Genomic DNA, 20,745 nt, shown 5'->3' with positions numbered 1-20,745 from the left:
CCCGGGGTCACCTAGACTGAGGTGTGATGAGCACGACGACCGCCACCCCCGCCGGCGCCGACGACACCGTCGCCGCCGCGCGCACGTACCAGGTCCGCACCTTCGGGTGCCAGATGAACGTCCACGACTCCGAGCGGTTGTCGGGGCTGCTGGAGGACGCCGGCTACGTGCGCTTCGACGAGGCGGGCCGCCCGGAGGGCTCCGACGCCCCGGTCGAGCCGGACGTCGTCGTCTTCAACACCTGCGCGGTCCGGGAGAACGCCGACAACAAGCTGTACGGCAACCTCGGCCACCTCGCGCCCGTCAAGGAGCGCCGCCCAGGCATGCAGATCGCCGTCGGCGGCTGCCTGGCGCAGAAGGACCGCGGCGAGATCGTCCGCAAGGCGCCCTGGGTGGACGTCGTCTTCGGCACCCACAACGTGGGCTCCCTGCCGGTGCTGCTCGAGCGCGCCCGGCACAACGCCGAGGCCCAGGTCGAGATCCTGGAGTCGCTGGAGACGTTCCCCTCCACGCTGCCGACGCGGCGGGAGTCGCCCTACGCGGCGTGGGTCAGCATCTCGGTGGGCTGCAACAACACCTGCACGTTCTGCATCGTCCCCGCGCTGCGCGGCAAGGAGAAGGACCGCCGTCCCGGCGACGTCCTGGCCGAGATCGAGGCCCTCGTCGGCGAGGGCGTCCTCGAGGTCACGCTGCTGGGGCAGAACGTCAACACCTACGGCGTCGAGTTCGGCGACAAGCTGGCCTTCGGCAAGCTGCTGCGCGCCACCGGCGGCATCGAGGGCCTGGAGCGGGTCCGCTTCACCAGCCCGCACCCCTCCAGCTTCACCGACGACGTCGTCGACGCGATGGCCGAGACCCCCAACGTCATGCCCAGCCTGCACATGCCGCTGCAGTCCGGCTCGGACCGGGTGCTGAAGGCGATGCGCCGCTCCTACCGGCAGTCCCGGTTCCTGGGGATCATCGACCGCGTCCGCTCGTCCATCCCCGACGCCGCGATCACCACCGACATCATCGTCGGGTTCCCCGGCGAGACCGACGAGGACTTCGAGCAGACGCTGCACGTGGTGGAGCAGGCGCGGTTCTCCAGCGCCTTCACCTTCCAGTACTCCCCGCGCCCGGGGACCCCGGCCGCGACCATGGGCGACCAGATCCCCAAGCGGGTCGTGCAGGAGCGCTACGAGCGGCTCACCGCCCTGCAGGACCGGATCACCTACGAGGACAACCAGGCCCAGACCGGGCGGACCCTCGAGGTCCTCGTCGCCGAGGGGGAGGGCCGCAAGGACGCCGCGACCCGGCGCCTCTCGGGACGGGCCCCGGACAACCGCCTCGTCCACTTCGCCCTGCCGGAGGGGGCGCAGGCCCCGCGCCCCGGCGACGTGGCCACGGTGACGGTCACCCGCGGTGCACCGCACTACCTCGAGGCCGACGACGTGAGCGGGTTCGCCGTGCGCCGCACCCGCGCCGGCGACGCCTGGGAGGCGCGGCAGGCCCGGCCGGAGCCCGAGAGCACGGGTCCCCGGCCGGTCGGCCTGGGCCTGCCCACGCTGCGCCGGGCCTGACCGCCCGCCCGCAGCGGGCCGCGGGTCGTCCGGTCAGCCCGCCGTACCGGTCAGAACGCCGGCGGGGCCGCCGGTTCGGGCATCGGCTCGGGGGTGGGCGTCGGTCCCGGGTCCGGCACCGGCTCACCGGGCGTGCCCGGCATCGGGACCGGGCTCGGCGGCACCGGGGGCGTCGGGATCGTCATCAGCGCACCGGCCCGCTCATCGGGGTGCCCGTCGAGGCGGTGCCGCCGCGCATCGGGGTGCCGCCGCCGGCCATCGTCGTCGGCGGGGCCTGCTCGGCGGCCTTGTCGACGCCCTTGCGGGCGAGCTCGCCGACGCGGGTGACGTGCTCGGCGTACTTGCCACCGGTGCGGGCGTTGACGAACTCGCCCGCCTTGCCGATGGCGCCCTCGGCCTTGCCGGAGTGCTCGGCGGCGAAGGCCCCGGCCCGGCCCAGCGCCTGCCCCGCCACCTCGCGGGCCTGCCCGGTGGCCTCGTCGATCTTGATCTTGAGGAAGTTCATGGTCCCCACGGCTGGTCCTCCTTCTCCGCCCGCTCGGGCGAGCGGGTGTCCACTGTCTGACACCATGACGGCGTGGGCCAGCCGAACGTTCCCCTCGTCGCGGTCGTGGGACCCACCGCGTCGGGCAAGTCCGACGTCGGGGTCGCCCTGGCCCACCTGCTGGAGCGCGAGCACGGCCGTCCCGGCGAGGTCGTCAACGCCGACGCGATGCAGCTCTACCGGGGCATGGACGTGGGCACGGCCAAGCTCACCCCCGCCGAGCGCGAGGGCGTCCCGCACCACCTGCTCGACGTCCTCGACGTCACCGAGACCGCCGAGGTCGCGCGCTTCCAGGCCGACGCCCGGGCCGCCGTCGAGGACGTCACCGCCCGCGGCGGCCTGCCGCTGCTCGTGGGCGGCTCGGGGCTCTACGTCCGCGCCGCCGTCGACGACCTGCGCTTCCCCGGCACCGACCCCGAGGTGCGGGCCCGCTGGGAGGCCGAGCTCGCCGTCCTGGGCCCGCACGCCCTGCACGCCCGCCTCGCCGAGCGCGACCCCGCCGCCGCGGCGAAGATCCTGCCCGGCAACGGCCGGCGCATCGTGCGGGCCCTGGAGGTGGGGGAGCTGACCGGCCGGCCCTTCGCCGCGTCGCTGCCCGAGCAGACCTACCTGCGCCCCACCGTCCAGGTCGGCCTCGCCGTCCCCCGCGAGCAGCTCGACGCGCGCATCGACGCCCGCGTGGAGCGGATGTGGGCGGCCGGGCTGGTCGCCGAGGTCCGCGACCTCGAGGCGCGGGGGCTGCGCGAGGGCCGCACCGCCTCCCGGGCCCTGGGCTACGCCCAGGTGCTGGACGCGTTCGACGGCACCACCACCGAGGACGAGGCCAGGGAGCTCACCGCCCGCCTCACGCGCCGCTTCGCCCGAAAGCAGGAGTCGTGGTTCCGCCGCGACCCCCGGGTGCACTGGCTGCCCGCCCCCGACGGCTCCGACCCCCTCGACCTCGCCCGGCGGGTGCTGGAGCTGCTGCCCGTAGCATCGGCGGCGTGAGCGCACCCCAGGGCCTGGCCTTCACCAAGGGCCACGGCACCGAGAACGACTTCGTCCTGGTCGCCGACCCCGACGGCGTCTGGAACCCCACCGCCGACGTCGTCGCCGCGATCTGCGACCGGCGGGCCGGCGTGGGCGGCGACGGCCTGATCCGCGCGGTGCGCAGCAGCGCCGTCCCCGACGCGGCCGGGACGGCCCCCGGGGCGGAGTGGTTCATGGACTACCGCAACAGCGACGGCTCCCTCGCCGAGATGTGCGGCAACGGCGTCCGCGTCTTCGCGGAGTTCCTGCTGCGCAACCGCCTGCTGCCCGAGGAGGCCGGCGACGGGCGCTGGTTCGACGTCGCCACCCGCTCCGGGGTGAAGCGGCTGCGCCGCGAGGCCGACGGCCAGTGGACGGCCGACCTGGGCCCCTGGGCGTTGACCGGCGGGGACGACGCCCTCGGCGCCGGCTCCGACGCCCTCGTCCTGGTCCCCGGCCTGGACGCGGTGGCCCGGCCCGCGCTGTCGGTCGACCTCGGCAACCCGCACACCGTCGTCGCCCTGCCCGACGAGGCCGAGCTCGCCGCCGCCGACCTCACCCGGGCCCCGGAGGTCCGTCCCGTCCCGCCGCAGGGCACCAACGTCGAGCTCGTCGTCCCGCTGCTGGCCTTCGACGTCACCGGTGACGACGTCCCCGACATCGGCGAGATCGCCATGCGCGTGCACGAGCGCGGGTCGGGCGAGACCCGTTCCTGCGGGACCGGCGCGTGCGCCGCGGCCCTGGCCACCCGGGCCTGGGCCGGTCGCGGAGCCCCCGACGTGTGGCGGGTGGACGTCCCGGGGGGCCGGCTCGTCGTGACCGTCGGGGCCGGCTCCAGCCTGGCCCAGGGGACGGTCTGGCTCTCCGGCCCGGCGCAGCTCGTCGCCACGGGGGTGCTGGCCCCCGAGCTGCTGCAGCACCGCCCCACCGCCTGAGCCCGCGGCTCACCCGCCCCGACGGACGGTGAGCACCCGGAAGCCCTTCGACGTCGTCGTGCGCCCGGTGCTCGTCCCGGGCAGCACCCCGGACTCCAGCCACCGGTGCAGCGAGTCCGAGCCGAGGTTCTTCTGCACCACCAGGTGCGCCGCCCCGCCCGGCGCCAGCCGCGGCAGCCACCGCAGCAGGAGGTCGTGCAGAGCCTCCTTGCCGATCCGGATCGGCGGGTTGGACCAGATCTCGGTGAACCGCAGGTCCTCGTCCACCTCGTCGGGCAGGCTCGCCCGCACCGCGACCCCCAGGCGGGCGGCGTTGTGCCGCAGCAGGTCCAGCGCGCGCTCGTTGACGTCGACGGCGTGCACGACCTGCCGGGGCCGGCGCAGCGCGAGGCTGAGCGCGATCGGGCCCCAGCCGCAGCCGAGGTCCAGCACGTCGCCGGCGGCGTCGGCGTCCTCGATCAGCGGCAGCAGCACCGCGGTGCCCTGGTCGACGTGGTCGGCGCTGAAGACCCCGCGGGCCGTGGTGACCACCACCTCGCGGCCGGCCAGCTCGACGGTGATCTCGCGCCGTTCGTCGGCGGTCGCGGGCTGGGCGGAGAAGTAGTGCTCGGCGGACACGCCCGGAAGGTTACGGGCTGAAATACCGTCGCCGCTCCCGCCGTTGAATGTCACGCTGGGTGTACCACGTCGGCTCGGGCCGGCGGCGCCCTTCGACCGAGGAGGTCCATGAACCACCGCCACGCTTCCGCGACACCGCAGTCCGCGGAACCCGAGGTCAGCACCACCACCGCGTCCACCCGGGACGAGGAGTTCGACCGGGCCGTTGCCCGCATCCTGCGCGGCCACGGCGGCGAGGACGGGACGCGGGCGGTGGGGAGCCCGGAGGGGGCGGGCGGCGCCCCGGAGGACGGTGACACCGGCGACGGCCACACCAGCTACGACGGCGAGCAGCTCGACCTCGCCGACCGCCGCGCGCTGCGGCGGGCCGCGGGGCTGTCCACCGAGCTCACCGACGTCACCGAGGTCGAGTACCGCCAGCTGCGGCTGGAACGGGTCGTCCTCGCCGGCGTCTGGTCCAGCGCGGACTCCAACCGCGCCGAGGCCGAGGTGTCCCTGCAGGAGCTCTCCGCCCTCGCCGCCACCGCCGGCTCCGACGTCCTCGCCGGGGTGCTCCAGCGCCGCACGACGCCGGACGTCTCGACGTACCTGGGCTCGGGCAAGGCGGCGGCGCTGGCCGACCTCGTGGCGGCGGAGGGCGCCGACACCGTGATCTGCGACGGTGAGCTGTCCGCCTCCCAGCGCCGCGGCCTGGAGGACATCGTCAAGGTCAAGGTCGTCGACCGGACCGCGGTCATCCTCGACATCTTCGCCCAGCACGCCAAGAGCCGGGAGGGCAAGGCGCAGGTCGAGCTCGCCCAGCTCGAGTACCTGCTGCCGCGCCTGCGCGGTTGGGGTGAGTCGATGTCGCGGCAGGCCGGTGGCCGGGTCGCCGCCGGCGCCGGGATCGGTTCCCGCGGTCCCGGTGAGACGAAGATCGAGCTGGACCGCCGGCGCATCCGCAGCCGGATGGCGAAGCTGCGCCGCGAGATCAAGGGCATGGGCACCGCCCGCGTCGAGAAGCGCTCCCTGCGCCACGCCCGCGCGGTCCCGGCCGTCTCCATCGCCGGGTACACCAACGCGGGCAAGTCCTCGCTGCTGAACCGGCTCACCGGGGCGGGGGTGCTCGTCGAGAACGCCCTGTTCGCGACGCTGGACCCCACCGTCCGCCGGGCGCAGACCCCCGAGGGCCGGCCGTACACCCTGGCCGACACCGTCGGCTTCGTCCGTTCGCTGCCGCACCAGCTCGTCGAGGCCTTCCGCTCGACGCTGGAGGAGGTCGCGGAGTCCGACGTCGTGCTGCACGTCGTCGACGGGTCGCACCCCGACCCCGAGGGGCAGCTCGCCGCCGTGCGCGGCGTGCTGGCCGACGTGGACGCCCAGGACGTGCCCGAGCTGGTGGCCATCAACAAGGCCGACGTGGCCGACCCGGAGGTCGTGGACCGGCTGCTGCGGCGGGAGAAGAACGCCGTCGCCGTGTCGGCCCGCACCGGGGAGGGGATCGAGGAGCTCCTCGAGCGCATCGCGCGGATGCTGCCCGTCCCCGACGTCGAGATGGAAGTGTGCGTGCCCTACGACCACGGTGAGCTGGTCAACCGGGTGCACACCACCGGTCAGGTCCTCTCCGAGGAGCACACGGGCGAGGGGACCCGGATGCGGGTGCGGGTCCGGCCCCGGCTCGCCGCCGAGCTGGAGCGGTACCGGCCGGCTCCCACGGCCTGAGGCACCCGTCCCCGTCCACAGCCCGCCGCCCCGCGGCGCGCTGTGGGCGGGGGCCCGAGCACGGGCCCGGCCGGGAGAGGATGGACCCGTGAGCGCACGCACCGGGACCCCCGTCGAGACCGCGGACGAGGGCACCGACGGGGACGTCGACGGGCACGCGGCCACCGGGGTCGACGAGGTGACCGACGAGGTGACCGACGAGGTCGCCGAGCCGGAGGTCGCCGAGCTGCTCGACGCGGTCGTGGGCGCCCTCGGCGGGCAGCGGCGCGAGGGCCAGGCCACGATGGCGCGCGCCGTCACCGACGCCATCCGCAGCCGCCGGCACCTCCTCGTGCAGGCCGGCACCGGGACGGGCAAGTCCATGGCGTACCTCGTCCCGGCCGTCGCGCACGCGGTGCACGCCGGCCGGGCGGTGGTCGTCACCACCGCGACGCTGGCCCTGCAGGCCCAGGTCGTCGAGCGGGACCTGCCGCGGCTGGCGAAGGCCATCGCCCCCCGGCTGCACCGCGAGCCCACCTGGGAGCTGCTCAAGGGGCGCTCCAACTACCTGTGCCGCAACAAGCTCGACGGCGGCTTCCCCAGCGACGAGGGCACCCTCTTCGACGTGGCGGGCGCGTCCTCCGGGCCCGACGCGGGCGGCGAGGGCCGGCTCGGGCGCGAGGTCGTCCGGCTGCGCGAGTGGGCGGAGTCGACCTCGACGGGGGACCGCGACGAGCTCGACCCCGGCGTCAGCGACCGGGCCTGGCGCCAGGTGTCCGTCTCGGCCCGGGAGTGCCTGGGCTCCCAGCGCTGCCCGGTGGCCGCGGAGTGCTTCTCCGAACGGGTTCGGGCCCGGGCCCGCACCGTCGACGTCGTCGTCACCAACCACGCCATGACCGCCATCGACGCCCTGGAGAGCAGCGGTCAGCTGCTGCCCGAGCACGACGTCCTCGTCGTCGACGAGGCCCACGAGCTCGCCGAGCGGGTGACGGCGGTCGCCACCGCCGAACTGTCGGCCGCGGGGGCGCACGCGGCCTCGCGCCGGCTGCGCCGCTCGGCGGGGATCGTCTCGGACGGCCTCGACGACGCGGCCGTCGCCCTCGAAGCCGCGCTGGAGGAGGCCCCGCCGGGCCGCCTGGACCGGTGGCCGGACCGGCTGGCCGACGCCGTCGTCGCCGTCCGCGACGCCGCCCGGACCGCGCTGAGCGACCTCAAGGACGCCGGCGAGGCCGCCGGCAAGGAGGAGGACCAGGAAGCCCGCGGGGCCCGGCACCTGGCCCGCGCCGCCGTGCAGGAGGTCTTCTCCGTCGCCGAGCGGCTGGCCGAGGACGTGGGCCGCGGAGCCGGGGACGGTTTCGACGTGGCCTGGGTGACGGCCGGTGCCGGCCCCGCCGCCCGGCCCCCCTCGCTGCACATCGCCCCGCTCTCGGTGGCGGGCCTGCTGCGGGAGAAGCTCTTCGCCGAGCGGACGGTGGTGGCGACCTCCGCCACCCTGACCCTCGGCGGGTCCTTCGACCCCGTGGCGGGGGCCTTCGGCCTCAAGGGGGCGAAGGGGGCGGGGACGCGGTGGGTCGGGGTCGACGTCGGCAGCCCGTTCGACTACCCCCGCCAGGGCATCCTCCACATCGCCCGCCACCTGCCCCCACCGGGCCGGGCCGGGGCGAGCGAGGCCGTCCTCGACGAGCTCGCGACGCTGGTCGAGGCCGCCGGGGGCCGCACCCTGGGGCTGTTCTCCTCCCGCCGGGCCGCGGAGGAGGCGGCGGAGGCGTTGCGGCAGCGGCTGAGCACCCCCGTCCTGTGCCAGGGCGAGGACCGGCTGCCCAAGCTCGTGCGGGCCTTCACCGACGACCCCGCGACGTCGCTGTTCGGCACCATGTCGCTGTGGCAGGGCGTGGACGTCCCCGGGCCGAGCTGTTCGCTCGTGGTCATCGACCGCATTCCCTTCCCCCGTCCCGACGACCCGCTGATGTCCGCGCGGGCGCGGGCGGTGGACGCGGCCGGCGGCAACGGGTTCGTGTCGGTGTCGGCGGCGCACGCGGCCGTGCGGCTGGCCCAGGGGGCGGGGCGGCTCATCCGCGCCACCGGGGACCGGGGCGTGGTCGCGGTCCTGGACTCCCGGCTGGCGACCGCCCGCTACGGGGGGTTCCTGCGCGACAGCCTCCCCGACTTCTGGCCCACCACCTCGACGGCGACCGTGGTGGAGGCGCTGCGCCGTTTGAGCGCGGTCTGACCCGCGGTGCTGCCGAGGTGACGCGGGGGTGGCATCCTCGTCCGGTGGCCACCGTCGGCTTCCTGCACACCGCGCACGCCCACGTGCGCGCCTTCCGCGACCTCCTGAACGCCCGGGACGACACCGTCGCCGACCGCCACCTCGTGGACACCGGGTTGCTGACCGCCGCCCGGACCCACGGGGTGGACAGCGTCCGCCCGGCGGTGGAGGACCGGCTGCGCCGCCTCGTGGGGGAGGGGGCCGACGTCGTGGTCTGCACCTGCTCCGAGGTCGGGCCCACCGCGAAGGCGGTCGGGGCCGGGATGGGGCTGCGGGTGGTGCGGGTGGACCGCCCGATGGCCGAGGCGGCCGTCCTGGCGGGTCGGCGCATCGCCGTGGTCAGCTCGCTGGAGGGGGCCGCCGCCACGGTCCTGCCCCTGCTGCGCGAGTGCGCGCAGGCCACCGGCCGCGACGTGGAGCTCGTCGAGGTGCGCTGCCCGGAGACGTGGCCGTCCTTCGCCTCCGGTGACGTGCTGACCTACGCCGCCGGCGTCGCCGAGGCCGTCCGCGCGGGGGTGCGCTCCCTGGACCCGCCCGTGGACGTCGTCGTCCTGGCCCAGGCGAGCATGGTCGACGCGGCGCCGCTGCTGCGCGACCTGCACCTGCCCGTCCTGACCTCGCCGCGGCTGGCGATCGAGGCGGCCGTGGAGCTGGTCGTCCCCGTCCCCCGGTGACCCCCGCCCCGGTGCCGCCGGGCCCCCTCAGAGGCTGCGCAGCACCGCGGTCACGCGGCCGAGGATGGTCGCCTCGTCGCCGTCGATGGGGTCGAAGAGCGGGTTGCGGGGCAGCAGCTTGACGTGGCCGTCCTTGCGCTGCAGCACCTTCACCGTCGCCTCGCCGTCGATCATGGCGGCCACGACGTCGCCGTTCTCGGCCGTCGGCTGCTGGCGGACGACGACCCAGTCGCCGTCGCAGATCGCCGCCTCGAGCATCGACTCCCCGACGACCCTCAGCATGAAGTGCTCGCCGGTGCCCACGAGCTGCTCGGGCAGCGCGAAGACGTCCTCGACGAGCTGCTCGGCCAGGATGGGGCCGCCGGCGGCGATGCGGCCCACGACCGGGACGTAGCGCGGCCGGGGGCGGTTCTCGGCGGAGCCGGCCTCGGTGCCGTCGAGGAGCCCGGGGCCGGCGGAGGAGGGGGCGACGACCTCGAGGGTGCGCGGCCGGCGGGGGTCCTTGCGCAGGTACCCCAGCTTCTCCAGCGTCTTGACCTGGTGGGCCACGCTGCTGGGGCTGGTGAGCCCGACCGCCTGGCCGATCTCGCGCATGCTCGGCGGGTAGCCCCGCTGCTCGACGCACTCCTGGATGGCGGCCAGGACCCGCCGCTGCCGGGCGGTCAGGCCGTCGCGGCCGTGGGGGCCGTCGGGGAAGTGGTGGATCGAGGCCGTCGCCGCGCCCCGCTCGGTGTCGCCGGTTCCGTCCAGCACCTCGGCCACGTCCACTCCCGTCGTTCGTCGCCCGGGGTCCGTCGCGGCGCCCGGTCCGCGCCAGGCTAGTTCTCCGCCCGGTCGGGATCAAACACGTGTTCGAACCGGCGTGTCGGCGCGTCGCGGCAGCGCGTCCGCGAGGTGGCCGGCCGCCCGTGCCCCTCGGCGCGCGGCGCGCGCCGGTCCGCCTCCCGGACGGCCGCCTGGGCGTCCGTGCAGGTGGGCGCACGTGTCGGGGGTGGCTGGCAGCGTCTGGCGCCGCACCCCCGTGACCGCGGGGGTTGCGCTCCACCGTTCGAACGGTGGTAGAACAGTCGCGCCCGGTCGAACACCCGTTCGACAGCGGCCACCCGATGGAGGTCTCTGCTCGTGAGCGCCACCGCCCCCGTCCTGCTCGCCCCGGAACGCCCGACGCTGCCGCGTCCCCGCCGGACCCGCTCCGCCCGTCCCGCCCGCGAGCCGCGCGCCGCCCGCTGCGCCGCGGCCCGTCCCGCCCCGCCCGCCCGCCGGGCCCGCCCCCTGCGGCTGACCCGCCGCGGGCGGCTCGTCGTCACCTGCACCGCGGCGACGCTGCTCACCGGGGCCGTCGTCGCCGTCACCGGGGCGTTCACCGGCGCCGCCGCCGGCGTCGAGCGCCCCCCGGCACCGGTGGTCGTGACCGTGCTGCCCGGCCAGACCCTGTCGCAGATCGCGGGGGAGTGGGCCCCCACCGAGGACTGGCGCGAGGTCGCCGTCGACATCGTCCAGCGCAACGCCCTCGCAGACATGACCGTGCGCGCCGGGCAGCGGCTGACGATGCCCAGCGGGGACTGACCGACGTGCGCCGCGGCGGCGGCGCCACCCGTCCGGAGGGGGCGCCGGTTGCCCGGCGCACCGCTCCCGACGTACGGTCAGCCCTGGACCAGAGCTGTCGTCCGGTCTCGGGGGAGGAAGTCGGGGTGCACTGCCCGTTCTGTCGGCACGACGACTCTCGTGTCGTCGATTCCCGCACGACCGACGACGGGAGCTCCATCCGTCGCCGGCGCCAGTGCCCGAACTGCTCGAAGCGGTTCTCGACGGTGGAGACCGCCAGCCTCTCCGTGATCAAGCGTTCCGGCGCTCCGGAGCCCTTCAGCCGCGCCAAGATCGCCAGCGGGGTGCGCAAGGCCTGCCAGGGGCGCCCGGTGAGCGAGGACGACATCGCGCTGCTGGCCCACCGCGTCGAGGAGGCCGTCCGCGCCCAGGGCGCCGCCGAGATCGACGCCCACCAGGTCGGCCTGGCCACGCTGCCGTTCCTGCAGGAGCTGGACGAGGTCGCCTACCTCCGCTTCGCCTCCGTCTACCAGGCCTTCGACTCCCTGGCCGACTTCGAGTCCGCCATCGACCGGCTGCGCGCCCAGCGCGCGGCCGTGGCGGTGCCGCCGGTCGAGCCGGTCGCCGCGCGCGGCTGACCCGCGTCGAGCCCGGCCCCGGCGGCGGGGATGATGGGGCCATGCTGGATCCGGGTTCGCTGTACAGCTACGAGGGCGAGCGTCCCGCCCTGGTGGAACCTCCTCTCGTCGTGGCGCTCTCCGGGTTCATCGACGCCGGCAACGCGGTCCGCCTGAGCGTGGAGCACCTGCTGGCCACCTGCCGGCACGAGGTGGTGGCCACCTTCGACGTCGACCAGCTGCACGACTACCGCGCCCGCCGGCCCACGATGACCTTCGGCGGCCAGGACTGGCAGGACTACGAGCCGCCCCGCCTGCAGGTGCACCGCGTCCACGACGAGGACGGGTCCTCGCTGCTGCTGCTCACCGGCCCCGAACCCGACGTGCAGTGGGAGCGGTTCACCGCCGCGGTGTGGCAGCTCGCCGACGAGCTGGGGGTGGGGGCCACCATCGTGCTCTCCGCCGCCCCCACCGCGGTCCCGCACACCCGGCCCAGCGGGGTGACGGCCAGCGCGAGCCGCCCCGAGCTGCTCGACGGCTACCGCACGTGGGACGTCGAGGCCCAGGTCCCCGGGCACGCGTCGGCGCTGCTGCACCTGCGCGGGTCCCAGCAGGGCCGCGACGTCCTGTCGGTGCTGGCGCACGTCCCGCACTACCTCGCCGGCAACGACTACCCCGACGCCGCGGCCGTCCTGGTCCGCACGCTGTCCGGGGCGACGGGAGTGGGGATCCCGGTGCAGTCGCTGCAGGAGGCCGCCTCCCGGACCCGGGTCGAGGTCGACCGCCAGATCACCGAGTCGCCCGAGGCCGCGTCCGTGGTCGAGGCCCTGGAGGAGCAGTACGACGCCATCGGCGAGGAGGGGCGGGGGACGGGGGCCGCGAGCGCGTTCCTGCCGACCGCGGACGAGCTGGGTGAGGAGTTCGAGCGGTTCCTGGCCGGGCAGGAGGACGAACCCGACGGCGACGGCCCCCCGGGGGACCGGCCCGGCGCGGGCTGACGGGCCGGGGTCAGGCCGTGGTGGCCGCGTCGGAGGTCCCGACGCTGCCCCCGGCCGCACCCGAGAGGTGGTGCAGCAGAGCGCGTCCGTAGGCCTCTGCCGCGTCCTCGGCCTCGAAGGCGTCGGCCCCGTGCTCGTCGAGCAGCAGCACCCGGTGGACGCTCGCGTCCCCGACGTCGCGGCGCTCCAGGCGGGTGAAGCGCCCCCCGAGCAGCTCGCGCAGCTGGTGCTCGGCCGGCAGCCAGCACGCCTCGGGCTGGTCGACGGAGTCCAGGGCCCACTCGGTGGTGCCGTTGAAGCCGATGATCGCCCCGGTGGGGTGGTCGTGGACCTCGATGGTCATGTCGCTGAGGGTGAACACCTCGGAGTCCATGTCCCGATGGGGGATGACGAAGCGGTCGCCGGGGGCGGGGTTCCAGGCCAGTCCGGCCGCCCGGAGCTGCAGCGCGAGGTCGACGGGGATCACCGTGCCAGCATGGACCCGCCGTCGGGCTCCGTCACCTCGTGCTGCGCCACGACCGGCCCCGCGGTAGGAACGGACCCCACCAGCAGTTCGAGCAGGGAGCAGCACCACATGGACACCGACACCGCCCGCGAACGCCTGCTGAGCATGCAGCGCGACCTGCAGGCGACCATCGACGACCTGACGGCCCGGCTGGAGTCCGGCAGCACGCCCGACGCCGCCGAGGGCGGGCAGGACACCGGGGACCTCGGGGCCCACGAGCAGCAGGCCATGGAGAACGAGGGCCTGCTCGAGGGGGCCCGTCGCCGCCTGGACAGCGTGGCCGACGCCCTCAAGCGCATCGAGGCCGGGACCTACGGGCTCTCCGTGGTCTCCGGCGAGCCCATCCCCGCCGAGCGGCTGGAGGCCTACCCGGACGCGGCCACCCTGGTGACCGAGCGCCTCTGAGCCTCCCGGCCCCCGGCGCGGGCTCGGCCGGGGGCCGCCCGGGGCGATGGCCTACGGTCGCGGCATGCGCATCGTCATCGCCGGGGGCCACGGCCAGGTCGCCCTCCTGCTCGGCCGGCTCGCCGCCTCGCGCGGGGACGACGTGGCCGGGATCGTCCGCAACCCCGCCCACGTCGGGGACCTCGCCGCGATCGGGGTGCGGGCCCTGGTCCGCGACCTGGAGTCCACCACCGCCGCCGAGCTGGCCGGGGACCTCGAGGGCGCCGACGCGGTGGTCTTCGCCGCCGGCGCCGGTCCCGGCAGCGGGGCCGCGCGCAAGGACACCGTGGACCGGGCAGCGGCCGTCCTGCTCGCCGACGCCGCCCGGGCCGCCGGGGTCCCGGCCTACCTGCTGCTCTCCTCGATGGGGGTGGACTCCGTGCGCGGGGGCCGGAGCCCCGAGGGCGTCGACGAGGTGTTCACGGCCTACCTGCGCGCCAAGCTCGCCGCCGAGGAGGACGTGCTCGCCCGCGACGGGCTGCGGGTGGGCGTGCTGCGCCCCGGGGCCCTCACCGACGACGCCCCCACCGGCCGCGTGCAGCTGGCCCCCTCGGTGGCGCGCGGCGCGGTGCCGCGGGCCGACGTGGCCGCCGTCTGCCTCGCCCTGCTGGACCGGCTGGTCACCGGCCCGGCCCCGGCCCCCGTGCTCGAGCTCGTGGGCGGGGACACCCCCCTCGGCGCGGCGCTCGCCGCCGTCTGAGGCCCCCTCCCGCCCGTCGGGGCCACCCCCCGGCGTGCGGGAGACTGGACCCCCGCGCACCCGCACGAAGCAGGAGGAACCCGTGTCCGCCCCCGACCTCGCTCCCGTCCGTCCCGGACGTGCGCTGCTGCTGGAGAACATCCACGCCGACGCCCGGACGCTGCTGTCCGAGGCCGGGTGGGAGGTCGAGACCGCCTCCGGCGCCCTCGACGAGGCCGAGCTCGCCGAGCGGCTGGACGGGGTGTCGCTGCTGGGCATCCGCTCGCAGACCCAGGTCACCGCCAAGGTCCTGGAGGCCGCGACCGACCTGCGCGCGGTCGGCGCCTTCTGCATCGGCACCAACCAGATCGACCTCTTCGCCGCGGCCGCCCACGGCGTCGCCGTCTTCAACGCCCCCTACAGCAACACCCGCAGCGTGGTGGAGCTCGCCCTCGCCGAGATCATCGCCCTCACCCGCCGGCTCACCGTCAAGGACCGGGCCATGCACGAGGGGGTCTGGGACAAGTCCGCCGCCGGCTCCCACGAGGTCCGCGGGCGCCGCCTCGGCATCGTCGGCTACGGCAACATCGGCTCGCAGCTGTCGGTGGTGGCCGAGGCGCTGGGCCTGAGCGTGTTCTTCTACGACACCACCGACAAGCTCGCGCTGGGCAACGCCCGCCGCTGCGGCAGCCTGCACGAGCTGCTGGAGATCGTCGACGTCGTCACCCTGCACGTCGACGGCCGCAGCTCCAACCTCGGCTTCTTCGGCGAGGCGGAGTTCTCCCGGATGCGCCCGGGGTCGATCTTCCTCAACCTCTCCCGCGGCTTCGTCGTCGACCACGAGGCCCTCAGCCGGCACATCCGCTCCGGCCACATCGCCGGTGCGGCCATCGACGTCTTCCCCACCGAGCCCAAGGGCAGCGGGCAGGGCTTCGAGTCCGAGCTGCGGGGGCTGCCCAACGTCATCCTCACCCCCCACGTGGGCGGGTCCACCGAGGAGGCGCAGGAGGACATCGGCCGCTTCGTCGCGGCCAAGCTGCGCGACTACGCCCTGCACGGGGCGACGACCCTGTCGGTGAACCTGCCGACGCTGGGCACCGAGACCACCCCCGGCACGGTGCGCCTGGCCCACCTGCACCGCAACGTCCCCGGCGTGCTGGCCAACATCAACAAGGTGCTGGCCGAGGCCGGGGTGAACATCGAGGGGCAGCAGCTCGCCACCCGCGGCGACCTCGGCTACGTCGTCACCGACATCGCCGCGCACGCCTCCGAGGACGTCGGGCGGCGGCTGCGGGAGCTGCCCGAGACCGTCCGGGTCCGCCAGCTCGGCTGAGCGCGCCGGTGACCACCCGGCTCGTGGTCGTCTCCGACACCCACCTGCCGACGCGGGCCAAGGACCTGCCCGCGCCGGTGTGGGCGGCCGTGGAGGCCGCCGACCTGGTCGTGCACGCCGGGGACTGGTGCGACGAGGCGACCGTCCTCGCGCTGCGCGACCGCGCCCGCCGGCTGGTGGGGGTGGCCGGCAACAACGACGGCCCGGACGTGCGCGCGCACCTCGGGGAGTTCGCGGAGTTCGCGGTCGAGGGCCTGCGCTTCGGCGTGGTGCACGAGACCGGGCCCAGGCAGGGCCGGGAACGCCGCTGCGACGCGGCGCGCGCCGGGACCCTCGACGTCCTGCTGTTCGGGCACAGCCACGTGCCGTGGGACTCCACGACCCCCTCGGGGATCCGGCTGCTGAACCCCGGGTCCCCGACCGACCGCCGGCGCATGCCGACGAGGACGTGGCTGGAGCTCACCGTCGCCGAGGGGCGGCTGGAGGAGGTCGAGCTGCGCCACGTCCCGGCCCGGGCCCCGCAGGAGGCCCCGCTCAGCGGGCGGAGCGGCTCGCGTCGAGGCGGTCCGCCCCCAGACCCCACCCCTCGGCCAGCAGCGCGTGGGACAGCCGCCGCTCGGCCGGGTCGTGCACCTGGGTGAGCACCATCAGCTCGTCGGCGCCGGTGCGCTGCACCAGGTCCCGCAGCCGGGGCACGACCTCCGCCGGCGTCCCCGCCACCAGCCGCGACCCCAGCCGGCCGGCGGTGTTGCGCTCCGCCAGCGTCCAGCGGTGGGCCGCGGCCTCCTCGGGGCTGGGCAGCGGCCCCGGGGCGCCCAGGCGCAGGCGCACCGTGGCCAGCGTCGCGGCCGCCGCCAGCGCCCGGGCCCGTTCGGCGGTCTCCGCGACCAGCACCGCCATCGTCAGCACCGCGTGCGGGCGCGGCCACCGCGGCGAGGGGACGAAGCCCTCGCGGTAGGAGCGCAGCACCTGCACCGGCTCGGCCGAGCCGAAGTGCCCCGCGTAGGCGTAGCCCGTGCCCAGCCGCGCGGCGAGGGCCGAACCGTGCTCGCTGGAACCCAGCAGCCACACCGGCGGCAGCGGGACGTCGTCGGGCTGGGCCCGGACCCCGGCGAACGGGTGCCCGGGCGGGAAGCCGTCGACGTAGCCGTGCAGCTCGGCGAGCTGCTCCTCGAAGTCGTCCAGGGCCAGCGCCTGGCGGGAGCGCTGCAGGGCCAGCGCGGTGCGCCCGTCGGTCCCCACCGCCCGGCCGAGGCCGAGGTCGATGCGGCCCGGGTGCAGACCCTCCAGGGCCCGGAAGCTCTCCGCCACCGCCAGCGGGGAGTGGTTGGGCAGCATGACGCCCCCCGCCCCCACCCGCAGCGTGCTCGTGGCCGCCGCGATCGTCGCGATCAGCACCACCGGGTTCGAGCTGGCGGTGCTCGCCACCCCGTGGTGCTCGGCCAGCCAGTACCGCTGGTAGCCCAGCGCCTCCACGTCCCGGGCCAGCTCGACGCTGCGGCGCAGCGCCGCCGACGCGGGCGACCCGGAGGTGGTGGGGGAGAGGTCCAGGACCGACAGCGGGACGTTCACCACCAGCCGAACCCCGCGGACCGGCGGGGTGTTCCGCGCGGGGTTAGCGTTGGCGCTCGTGCCCTCACGCCCTGCCCGGCCCACCACCCCGCCCGGCTGGCTGCGCCGGCTCGCCGGGTACTGCGGCCGGCACCGGCGCGACCTCGTCCTCGCCTTCGGGTCCTCGGTCGTCTCCTACGGCGTCGCCGCGCTCGTCCCCCTCGTCGTGCGCCACGTCGTCGACGACGTCGTGGGCCGCCCGGGGGCCGCGCTGTGGCCCTGGGCCGCGCTGCTCGTCGCGGCCGGCGCGGTGGTGTACGCCCTCGGGTTCGTCCGCCGCTTCACCGCGGGCCGGCTGTCGCTGGACGTGCAGCTGGACCTGCGCGACGACGTGCACGCCGCCGTGCAGCGGATGGACGGCCGCCAGCTCGACGGCCTGTCCACCGGTCAGGTCGTCAGCCGCTCCATCAGCGACGTCCAGCTGGTCCAGGGCCTGCTGGCGTGGCTGCCCAACGTCACCGGCAACGCCGTGCTGTTCGTGGTGTCCCTCGTCGTCATGGCGACGCTGTCCCCGCCGCTGACCCTGGTGGCGCTGGCCGTCGGGCCGGCGCTGTGGTGGATCGCCCGGCGCAGCCGCCGCGACCTCTTCCCGGCGAACTCCGCCGCGCAGGCCCGGGCGGCGGAGGTGGCCGCGCACGTCGAGGCCGCGGTCTCCGGGGTCCGCGTCGTCAAGGGCTTCGGTCAGGAGGCCGCGGAACTGCGCCGGCTGGAGGGCGTCGTCGCGGACCTGTTCGCCGACCGCATGCGGGTGGTGCGCGCCAACTCCCGCTACGGGCCCGCGCTGCAGGCGGTCCCCGCCCTGGGGCAGGTGGGGGTGCTGCTGTTCGGCGGCTGGCTGGCGCTGGGCGGGCACCTCACCGTCGGCACGTTCCTGGCCTTCTCGACCTACCTGGGGCAGCTGGTGTCCCCGGTGCGCCAGCTCGCGGGGCTGCTCACGGTGGGCCAGCAGGCCCGGGCGGGGGTCGAACGCGTCCTGCAGGTCGTCGACACCCGCCCGAGCGTCCTGGGACCGCGCGCGGGGACCCCACGACCGCTGCCCGAGGGCCCCCTGTCGGTGGAGCTGGCCGGGGTGCGCTTCGGCTTCACCCCCGAGCGCACCGTCCTGGACGGCGTGGACGTCCACGTGCCCGCGGGCGGCACCGTGGCCCTCGTCGGGACGGCGGGGTCGGGCAAGTCGACGATCACGAACCTGCTGCCGCGCTTCTACGACGTCGACGCCGGCGCGATCCGCGTCGGCGGGGTGGACGTGCGCGACCTGGACCCCCTCGCGCTGCGCGCCGCGATCGGCCTCGTCCCCGAGGAGACGTTCCTCTTCTCCGACACCGTGCGCGCCAACGTCGCGTACTCCGTCCCCGGCGCGAGCGACGAGGAGGTCCGGGCGGCGCTGCGCACCGCCGCCGCCGACGGCTTCGTCGACGCCCTGGAGCGGGGCTGGGACACCCCCGTGGGGGAGCAGGGGCTGACCCTGTCCGGAGGGCAGCGCCAGCGCCTCGGGCTGGCGCGGGCGCTGCTGTCCCGCCCGCGGGTGCTGGTGCTCGACGACGCCACCTCCGCGGTCGACCCCGTGGTGGAGCAGCGCATCCTGGGCGCCCTCGCCCGGCGCGAGGCGGGCCGGACCACGCTGCTCGTCGCGCACCGGCGCTCGACCCTGCGGCTGGCCGACCGCGTCGTCGTCCTCGACGGCGGCCGCGTCGTCGACGAGGGGACCGAGGCGGAGCTGCAGGAGCGGTGCGAGGTGTTCCGCCGGCTCTTCGACGGCGGCTCCGACTCCGGCGCCGGGTCCCCGGCCGACGCCCGGGTGCTGACGCGGCCGGAGCGGGTCCCCGCGGCGCTGCCGGCCCCGCGGTCGACGACCCCGCCCGACGCCCCCGCCGGGGCCGCGGCGGGGCGCGCAGCGCCGTCCCGGACCGGCGCGCGGCCCCCGACCCGCGACGAGCCCGGCGTGGACGTCCTGGCCGCCGAGCGCCACGACCCCCGCTTCGGCCTGGGTCGGCTGCTGCGGCCCTTCCGCCGCCCGCTGGTGGCCGGGGTGCTGCTGGTGGCCCTCGACGCCGGGGCGCAGCTGCTGCTGCCGCAGCTGGTGCGCGCCGGCCTGGACGACGGGGTCACCACCGGCGACCTGCGCGCGCTGCTGGGGGTCTCCGCGGTCGCCGCCGCGGTCGTCCTCCTGGACTGGGTGGTGACCGTCGCCCAGGGCCGGGTGACCGGGCGCACCGGGGAGCGGGTCCTGTTCAGCCTGCGGCTGAGGACGTTCGCGCAGCTGCAGCGGCTGGGGCTGGACTACTACGAGCGCGAGCAGGCCGGGCGGATCATGACCCGGATGACGACCGACGTCGACGCGCTGTCGACGTTCCTGCAGACCGGCGTGGCCCAGGCCCTGGTCAGCCTCCTGTCCCTGGCCGGGGTGTTCGTCGCGATGCTCGTCCTGGACCCCGAGCTCGCCCTCGTCGTGGTCGCCGTCCTGCCGGTGCTGGTCGTCGCGACGGTCGTCTTCCGGGCCCGGTCGCGGCCGGCGTACACCGAGGCCCGCGAGCGCGTCAGCGCGCTCAACGGGCGGTTCCAGGAGTCCGTCGCGGGGGTGCGGGTCACCCAGGCCTCCGTCCGGACCCGGGAGGACACCGAGGCGTTCCAGCGCCTGGGCCGGGCCTACCGCGACGCCCGGGTGCGGGCCCAGCGCCAGATCGCGACGTACTTCCCGTTCGTGCAGTTCCTGAACGAGGCCACCGCGGCGCTGGTCCTCGTGGTGGGGGCCGGCCTGGTGCGCGAGGGACGGATCTCCCTCGGGGTCCTCGTCGCCTTCCTCCTCTACGTCGACCTGTTCTTCGCCCCCGTCCAGCAGCTCTCGCAGGTCTTCGACGGCTACCAGCAGGCCGCCGTCGGGCTGCGCCGGGTGGCCGACCTGCTCCGGACGCCGACCTCGGTCGTGCCGGTGCCGCAGCCGGTCCCGGTCGGGCGGCTGACCGGCGACCTGCGCTTCGAGGGCGTCGGGTTCCGCTACCGCGACGGCGACGAGCCCGCGCTGCACGACCTGGACCTGCACGTCCGGGCGGGGGAGACCGTCGCCCTCGTCGGGGAGACCGGGGCGGGGAAGTCCACCGTGGTGAAGCTGGCCGCGCGCTTCTACGACCCCACCCACGGCCGCGTCCTGGTCGACGGGACCGACTTGCGCTCGCTGGACCTGACGGGGTTCCGGCGCCGGCTGGGGGTCGTCCCCCAGGAGGCGTACCTCTTCGACGGGACGGTGGCCGAGGCGATCGCCTACGCGCGTCCCGGGGCCACGGCCGCGCAGGTGCGGGCGGCGGCCGCGGCGGTGGGGGCGGACCGGGTCGTCGAGGCCCTGCCCGGGGGGTACGACTTCGTCGTCGGCGAACGCGGGCGCAACCTCTCCACCGGGCAGCGGCAGCTGGTGGCCCTGGCCCGGGCCGAGCTCGTCGACCCCGACGTCCTGCTGCTGGACGAGGCCACGGCGGCGCTGGACCCGGCCGCGGAGGCGGCCATCGCCGCGGCCAGCGACGCCGCGGCCAGCCGGCGCACCACGATCGTCGTCGCCCACCGGCTGACCACCGCGGCCCGGGCCGACCGGATCGTCGTCCTCGACCGCGGCCGCGCCGTGGAGGAGGGCACCCACGAGGAGCTGCTGGCCCGCGGCGGGCGGTACGCGCACCTGTGGGCCTCGTTCGCGGCGGGCCGGGCCTCGGTGGCCTGAGCGGGGCCTCCCGGCGAGCG

At 76.2% G+C, this 20,745-nt stretch carries 18 protein-coding genes and 1 pseudogene; 14 read left to right on the top strand and 5 right to left on the bottom strand.

From position 1 onward, the window contains the following. Positions 1-26: 26 nt before the first annotated feature. Entirely contained in the window at positions 27-1,559 is a 1,533-nt protein-coding gene (gene miaB / locus KRAD_RS03560; protein ID WP_011981874.1) for a tRNA (N6-isopentenyl adenosine(37)-C2)-methylthiotransferase MiaB, read from the top strand. A 184-nt stretch (positions 1,560-1,743) separates the two neighbouring features. On the opposite strand, the gene KRAD_RS27435 is transcribed toward miaB, so the two are convergent. Further along, positions 1,744-2,064: an antitoxin gene (locus KRAD_RS27435; protein WP_085956166.1), complete on the bottom strand. Its 321-nt coding sequence runs from the start codon at positions 2,062-2,064 to the stop codon at positions 1,744-1,746. A 72-nt stretch (positions 2,065-2,136) separates the two neighbouring features. On the opposite strand from KRAD_RS27435, the gene miaA reads away from it, so the two are divergent. Next, positions 2,137-3,090 (top strand): tRNA (adenosine(37)-N6)-dimethylallyltransferase MiaA, encoded by a 954-nt coding sequence (gene miaA, locus KRAD_RS03550; protein WP_011981873.1) that lies wholly within the window; start codon positions 2,137-2,139, stop codon positions 3,088-3,090. Next, positions 3,087-4,046, top strand: a complete 960-nt coding sequence (gene dapF, locus KRAD_RS03545; protein WP_011981872.1) for a diaminopimelate epimerase — start codon at positions 3,087-3,089, stop codon at positions 4,044-4,046. The genes miaA and dapF overlap by 4 nt, the downstream gene beginning before the upstream one ends. 9 nt (positions 4,047-4,055) lie before the next feature. Here dapF and KRAD_RS03540 read toward each other — a convergent pair whose 3' ends face one another. Continuing rightward, on the bottom strand, positions 4,056-4,664 hold the full coding sequence (locus KRAD_RS03540) for a class I SAM-dependent methyltransferase (protein ID WP_011981871.1): 609 nt from the start codon (positions 4,662-4,664) through the stop codon (positions 4,056-4,058). A gap of 108 nt (positions 4,665-4,772) precedes the next feature. On the opposite strand from KRAD_RS03540, the gene hflX reads away from it, so the two are divergent. The 3 genes from hflX to KRAD_RS03525 all read left to right on the top strand — a co-directional run bounded on the left by hflX (position 4,773) and on the right by KRAD_RS03525 (position 9,287). Next, the gene (hflX, locus tag KRAD_RS03535; protein WP_011981870.1) at positions 4,773-6,365 is read left to right on the top strand and encodes a GTPase HflX; all 1,593 of its coding nucleotides are present in this window, start codon (positions 4,773-4,775) and stop codon (positions 6,363-6,365) included. A 190-nt stretch (positions 6,366-6,555) separates the two neighbouring features. Next, positions 6,556-8,574 (top strand): ATP-dependent DNA helicase, encoded by a 2,019-nt coding sequence (locus KRAD_RS03530; RefSeq protein WP_011981869.1) that lies wholly within the window; start codon positions 6,556-6,558, stop codon positions 8,572-8,574. A gap of 44 nt (positions 8,575-8,618) precedes the next feature. Next, positions 8,619-9,287, top strand: coding sequence for an aspartate/glutamate racemase family protein (locus tag KRAD_RS03525; RefSeq protein ID WP_041291882.1), 669 nt, complete (start codon positions 8,619-8,621; stop codon positions 9,285-9,287). A gap of 27 nt (positions 9,288-9,314) precedes the next feature. Here KRAD_RS03525 and lexA read toward each other — a convergent pair whose 3' ends face one another. Then, on the bottom strand, positions 9,315-9,992 hold the full coding sequence (gene lexA / locus KRAD_RS03520) for a transcriptional repressor LexA (protein WP_203417668.1): 678 nt from the start codon (positions 9,990-9,992) through the stop codon (positions 9,315-9,317). Between the two features lie 417 nt (positions 9,993-10,409). On the opposite strand from lexA, the gene KRAD_RS23920 reads away from it, so the two are divergent. From KRAD_RS23920 to KRAD_RS03505, 3 genes are all read left to right on the top strand, one after another. Then, positions 10,410-10,853: a hypothetical protein gene (locus tag KRAD_RS23920; RefSeq protein WP_011981866.1), complete on the top strand. Its 444-nt coding sequence runs from the start codon at positions 10,410-10,412 to the stop codon at positions 10,851-10,853. Positions 10,854-10,978: 125 nt separating this feature from the next. Next, on the top strand, positions 10,979-11,470 hold the full coding sequence (gene nrdR, locus KRAD_RS03510; protein WP_011981865.1) for a transcriptional regulator NrdR: 492 nt from the start codon (positions 10,979-10,981) through the stop codon (positions 11,468-11,470). Positions 11,471-11,511: 41 nt separating this feature from the next. After that, the gene (locus KRAD_RS03505) at positions 11,512-12,447 is read left to right on the top strand and encodes a proteasome assembly chaperone family protein (RefSeq protein ID WP_011981864.1); all 936 of its coding nucleotides are present in this window, start codon (positions 11,512-11,514) and stop codon (positions 12,445-12,447) included. 10 nt (positions 12,448-12,457) lie between these two features. On the opposite strand, the gene KRAD_RS03500 is transcribed toward KRAD_RS03505, so the two are convergent. Beyond that, positions 12,458-12,913, bottom strand: a complete 456-nt coding sequence (locus KRAD_RS03500; protein WP_011981863.1) for a hypothetical protein — start codon at positions 12,911-12,913, stop codon at positions 12,458-12,460. Positions 12,914-13,021: 108 nt separating this feature from the next. On the opposite strand from KRAD_RS03500, the gene KRAD_RS03495 reads away from it, so the two are divergent. The 4 genes and pseudogenes from KRAD_RS03495 to KRAD_RS03480 all read left to right on the top strand — a co-directional run. Further along, positions 13,022-13,357 (top strand): TraR/DksA family transcriptional regulator, encoded by a 336-nt coding sequence (locus tag KRAD_RS03495; RefSeq protein WP_011981862.1) that lies wholly within the window; start codon positions 13,022-13,024, stop codon positions 13,355-13,357. A 64-nt stretch (positions 13,358-13,421) separates the two neighbouring features. Continuing rightward, positions 13,422-14,096 (top strand): SDR family oxidoreductase, encoded by a 675-nt coding sequence (locus KRAD_RS03490; protein ID WP_041291881.1) that lies wholly within the window; start codon positions 13,422-13,424, stop codon positions 14,094-14,096. A gap of 82 nt (positions 14,097-14,178) precedes the next feature. Then, positions 14,179-15,408: a phosphoglycerate dehydrogenase gene (gene serA, locus KRAD_RS03485; RefSeq protein ID WP_049821059.1), complete on the top strand. Its 1,230-nt coding sequence runs from the start codon at positions 14,179-14,181 to the stop codon at positions 15,406-15,408. Positions 15,409-15,416: 8 nt separating this feature from the next. Next, positions 15,417-15,923, top strand: a pseudogene (locus KRAD_RS03480) (metallophosphoesterase family protein); the annotation flags it as partial. A 19-nt stretch (positions 15,924-15,942) separates the two neighbouring features. On the opposite strand, the gene KRAD_RS03475 reads toward KRAD_RS03480, so the two are convergent. After that, positions 15,943-16,983: an LLM class flavin-dependent oxidoreductase gene (locus KRAD_RS03475; RefSeq protein WP_011981858.1), complete on the bottom strand. Its 1,041-nt coding sequence runs from the start codon at positions 16,981-16,983 to the stop codon at positions 15,943-15,945. A 46-nt stretch (positions 16,984-17,029) separates the two neighbouring features. Between KRAD_RS03475 and KRAD_RS03470 the strand changes: the two genes are divergently transcribed. Next, positions 17,030-20,725, top strand: a complete 3,696-nt coding sequence (locus KRAD_RS03470) for an ABC transporter ATP-binding protein (protein ID WP_011981857.1) — start codon at positions 17,030-17,032, stop codon at positions 20,723-20,725. Positions 20,726-20,745: the final 20 nt, after the last annotated feature.

Origin of the sequence: Kineococcus radiotolerans SRS30216 = ATCC BAA-149 (genome assembly GCF_000017305.1) — a bacterium.
Lineage (GTDB): Bacteria > Actinomycetota > Actinomycetes > Actinomycetales > Kineococcaceae > Kineococcus > Kineococcus radiotolerans.
This window is presented reverse-complemented; position numbering and strand designations above follow the sequence as displayed.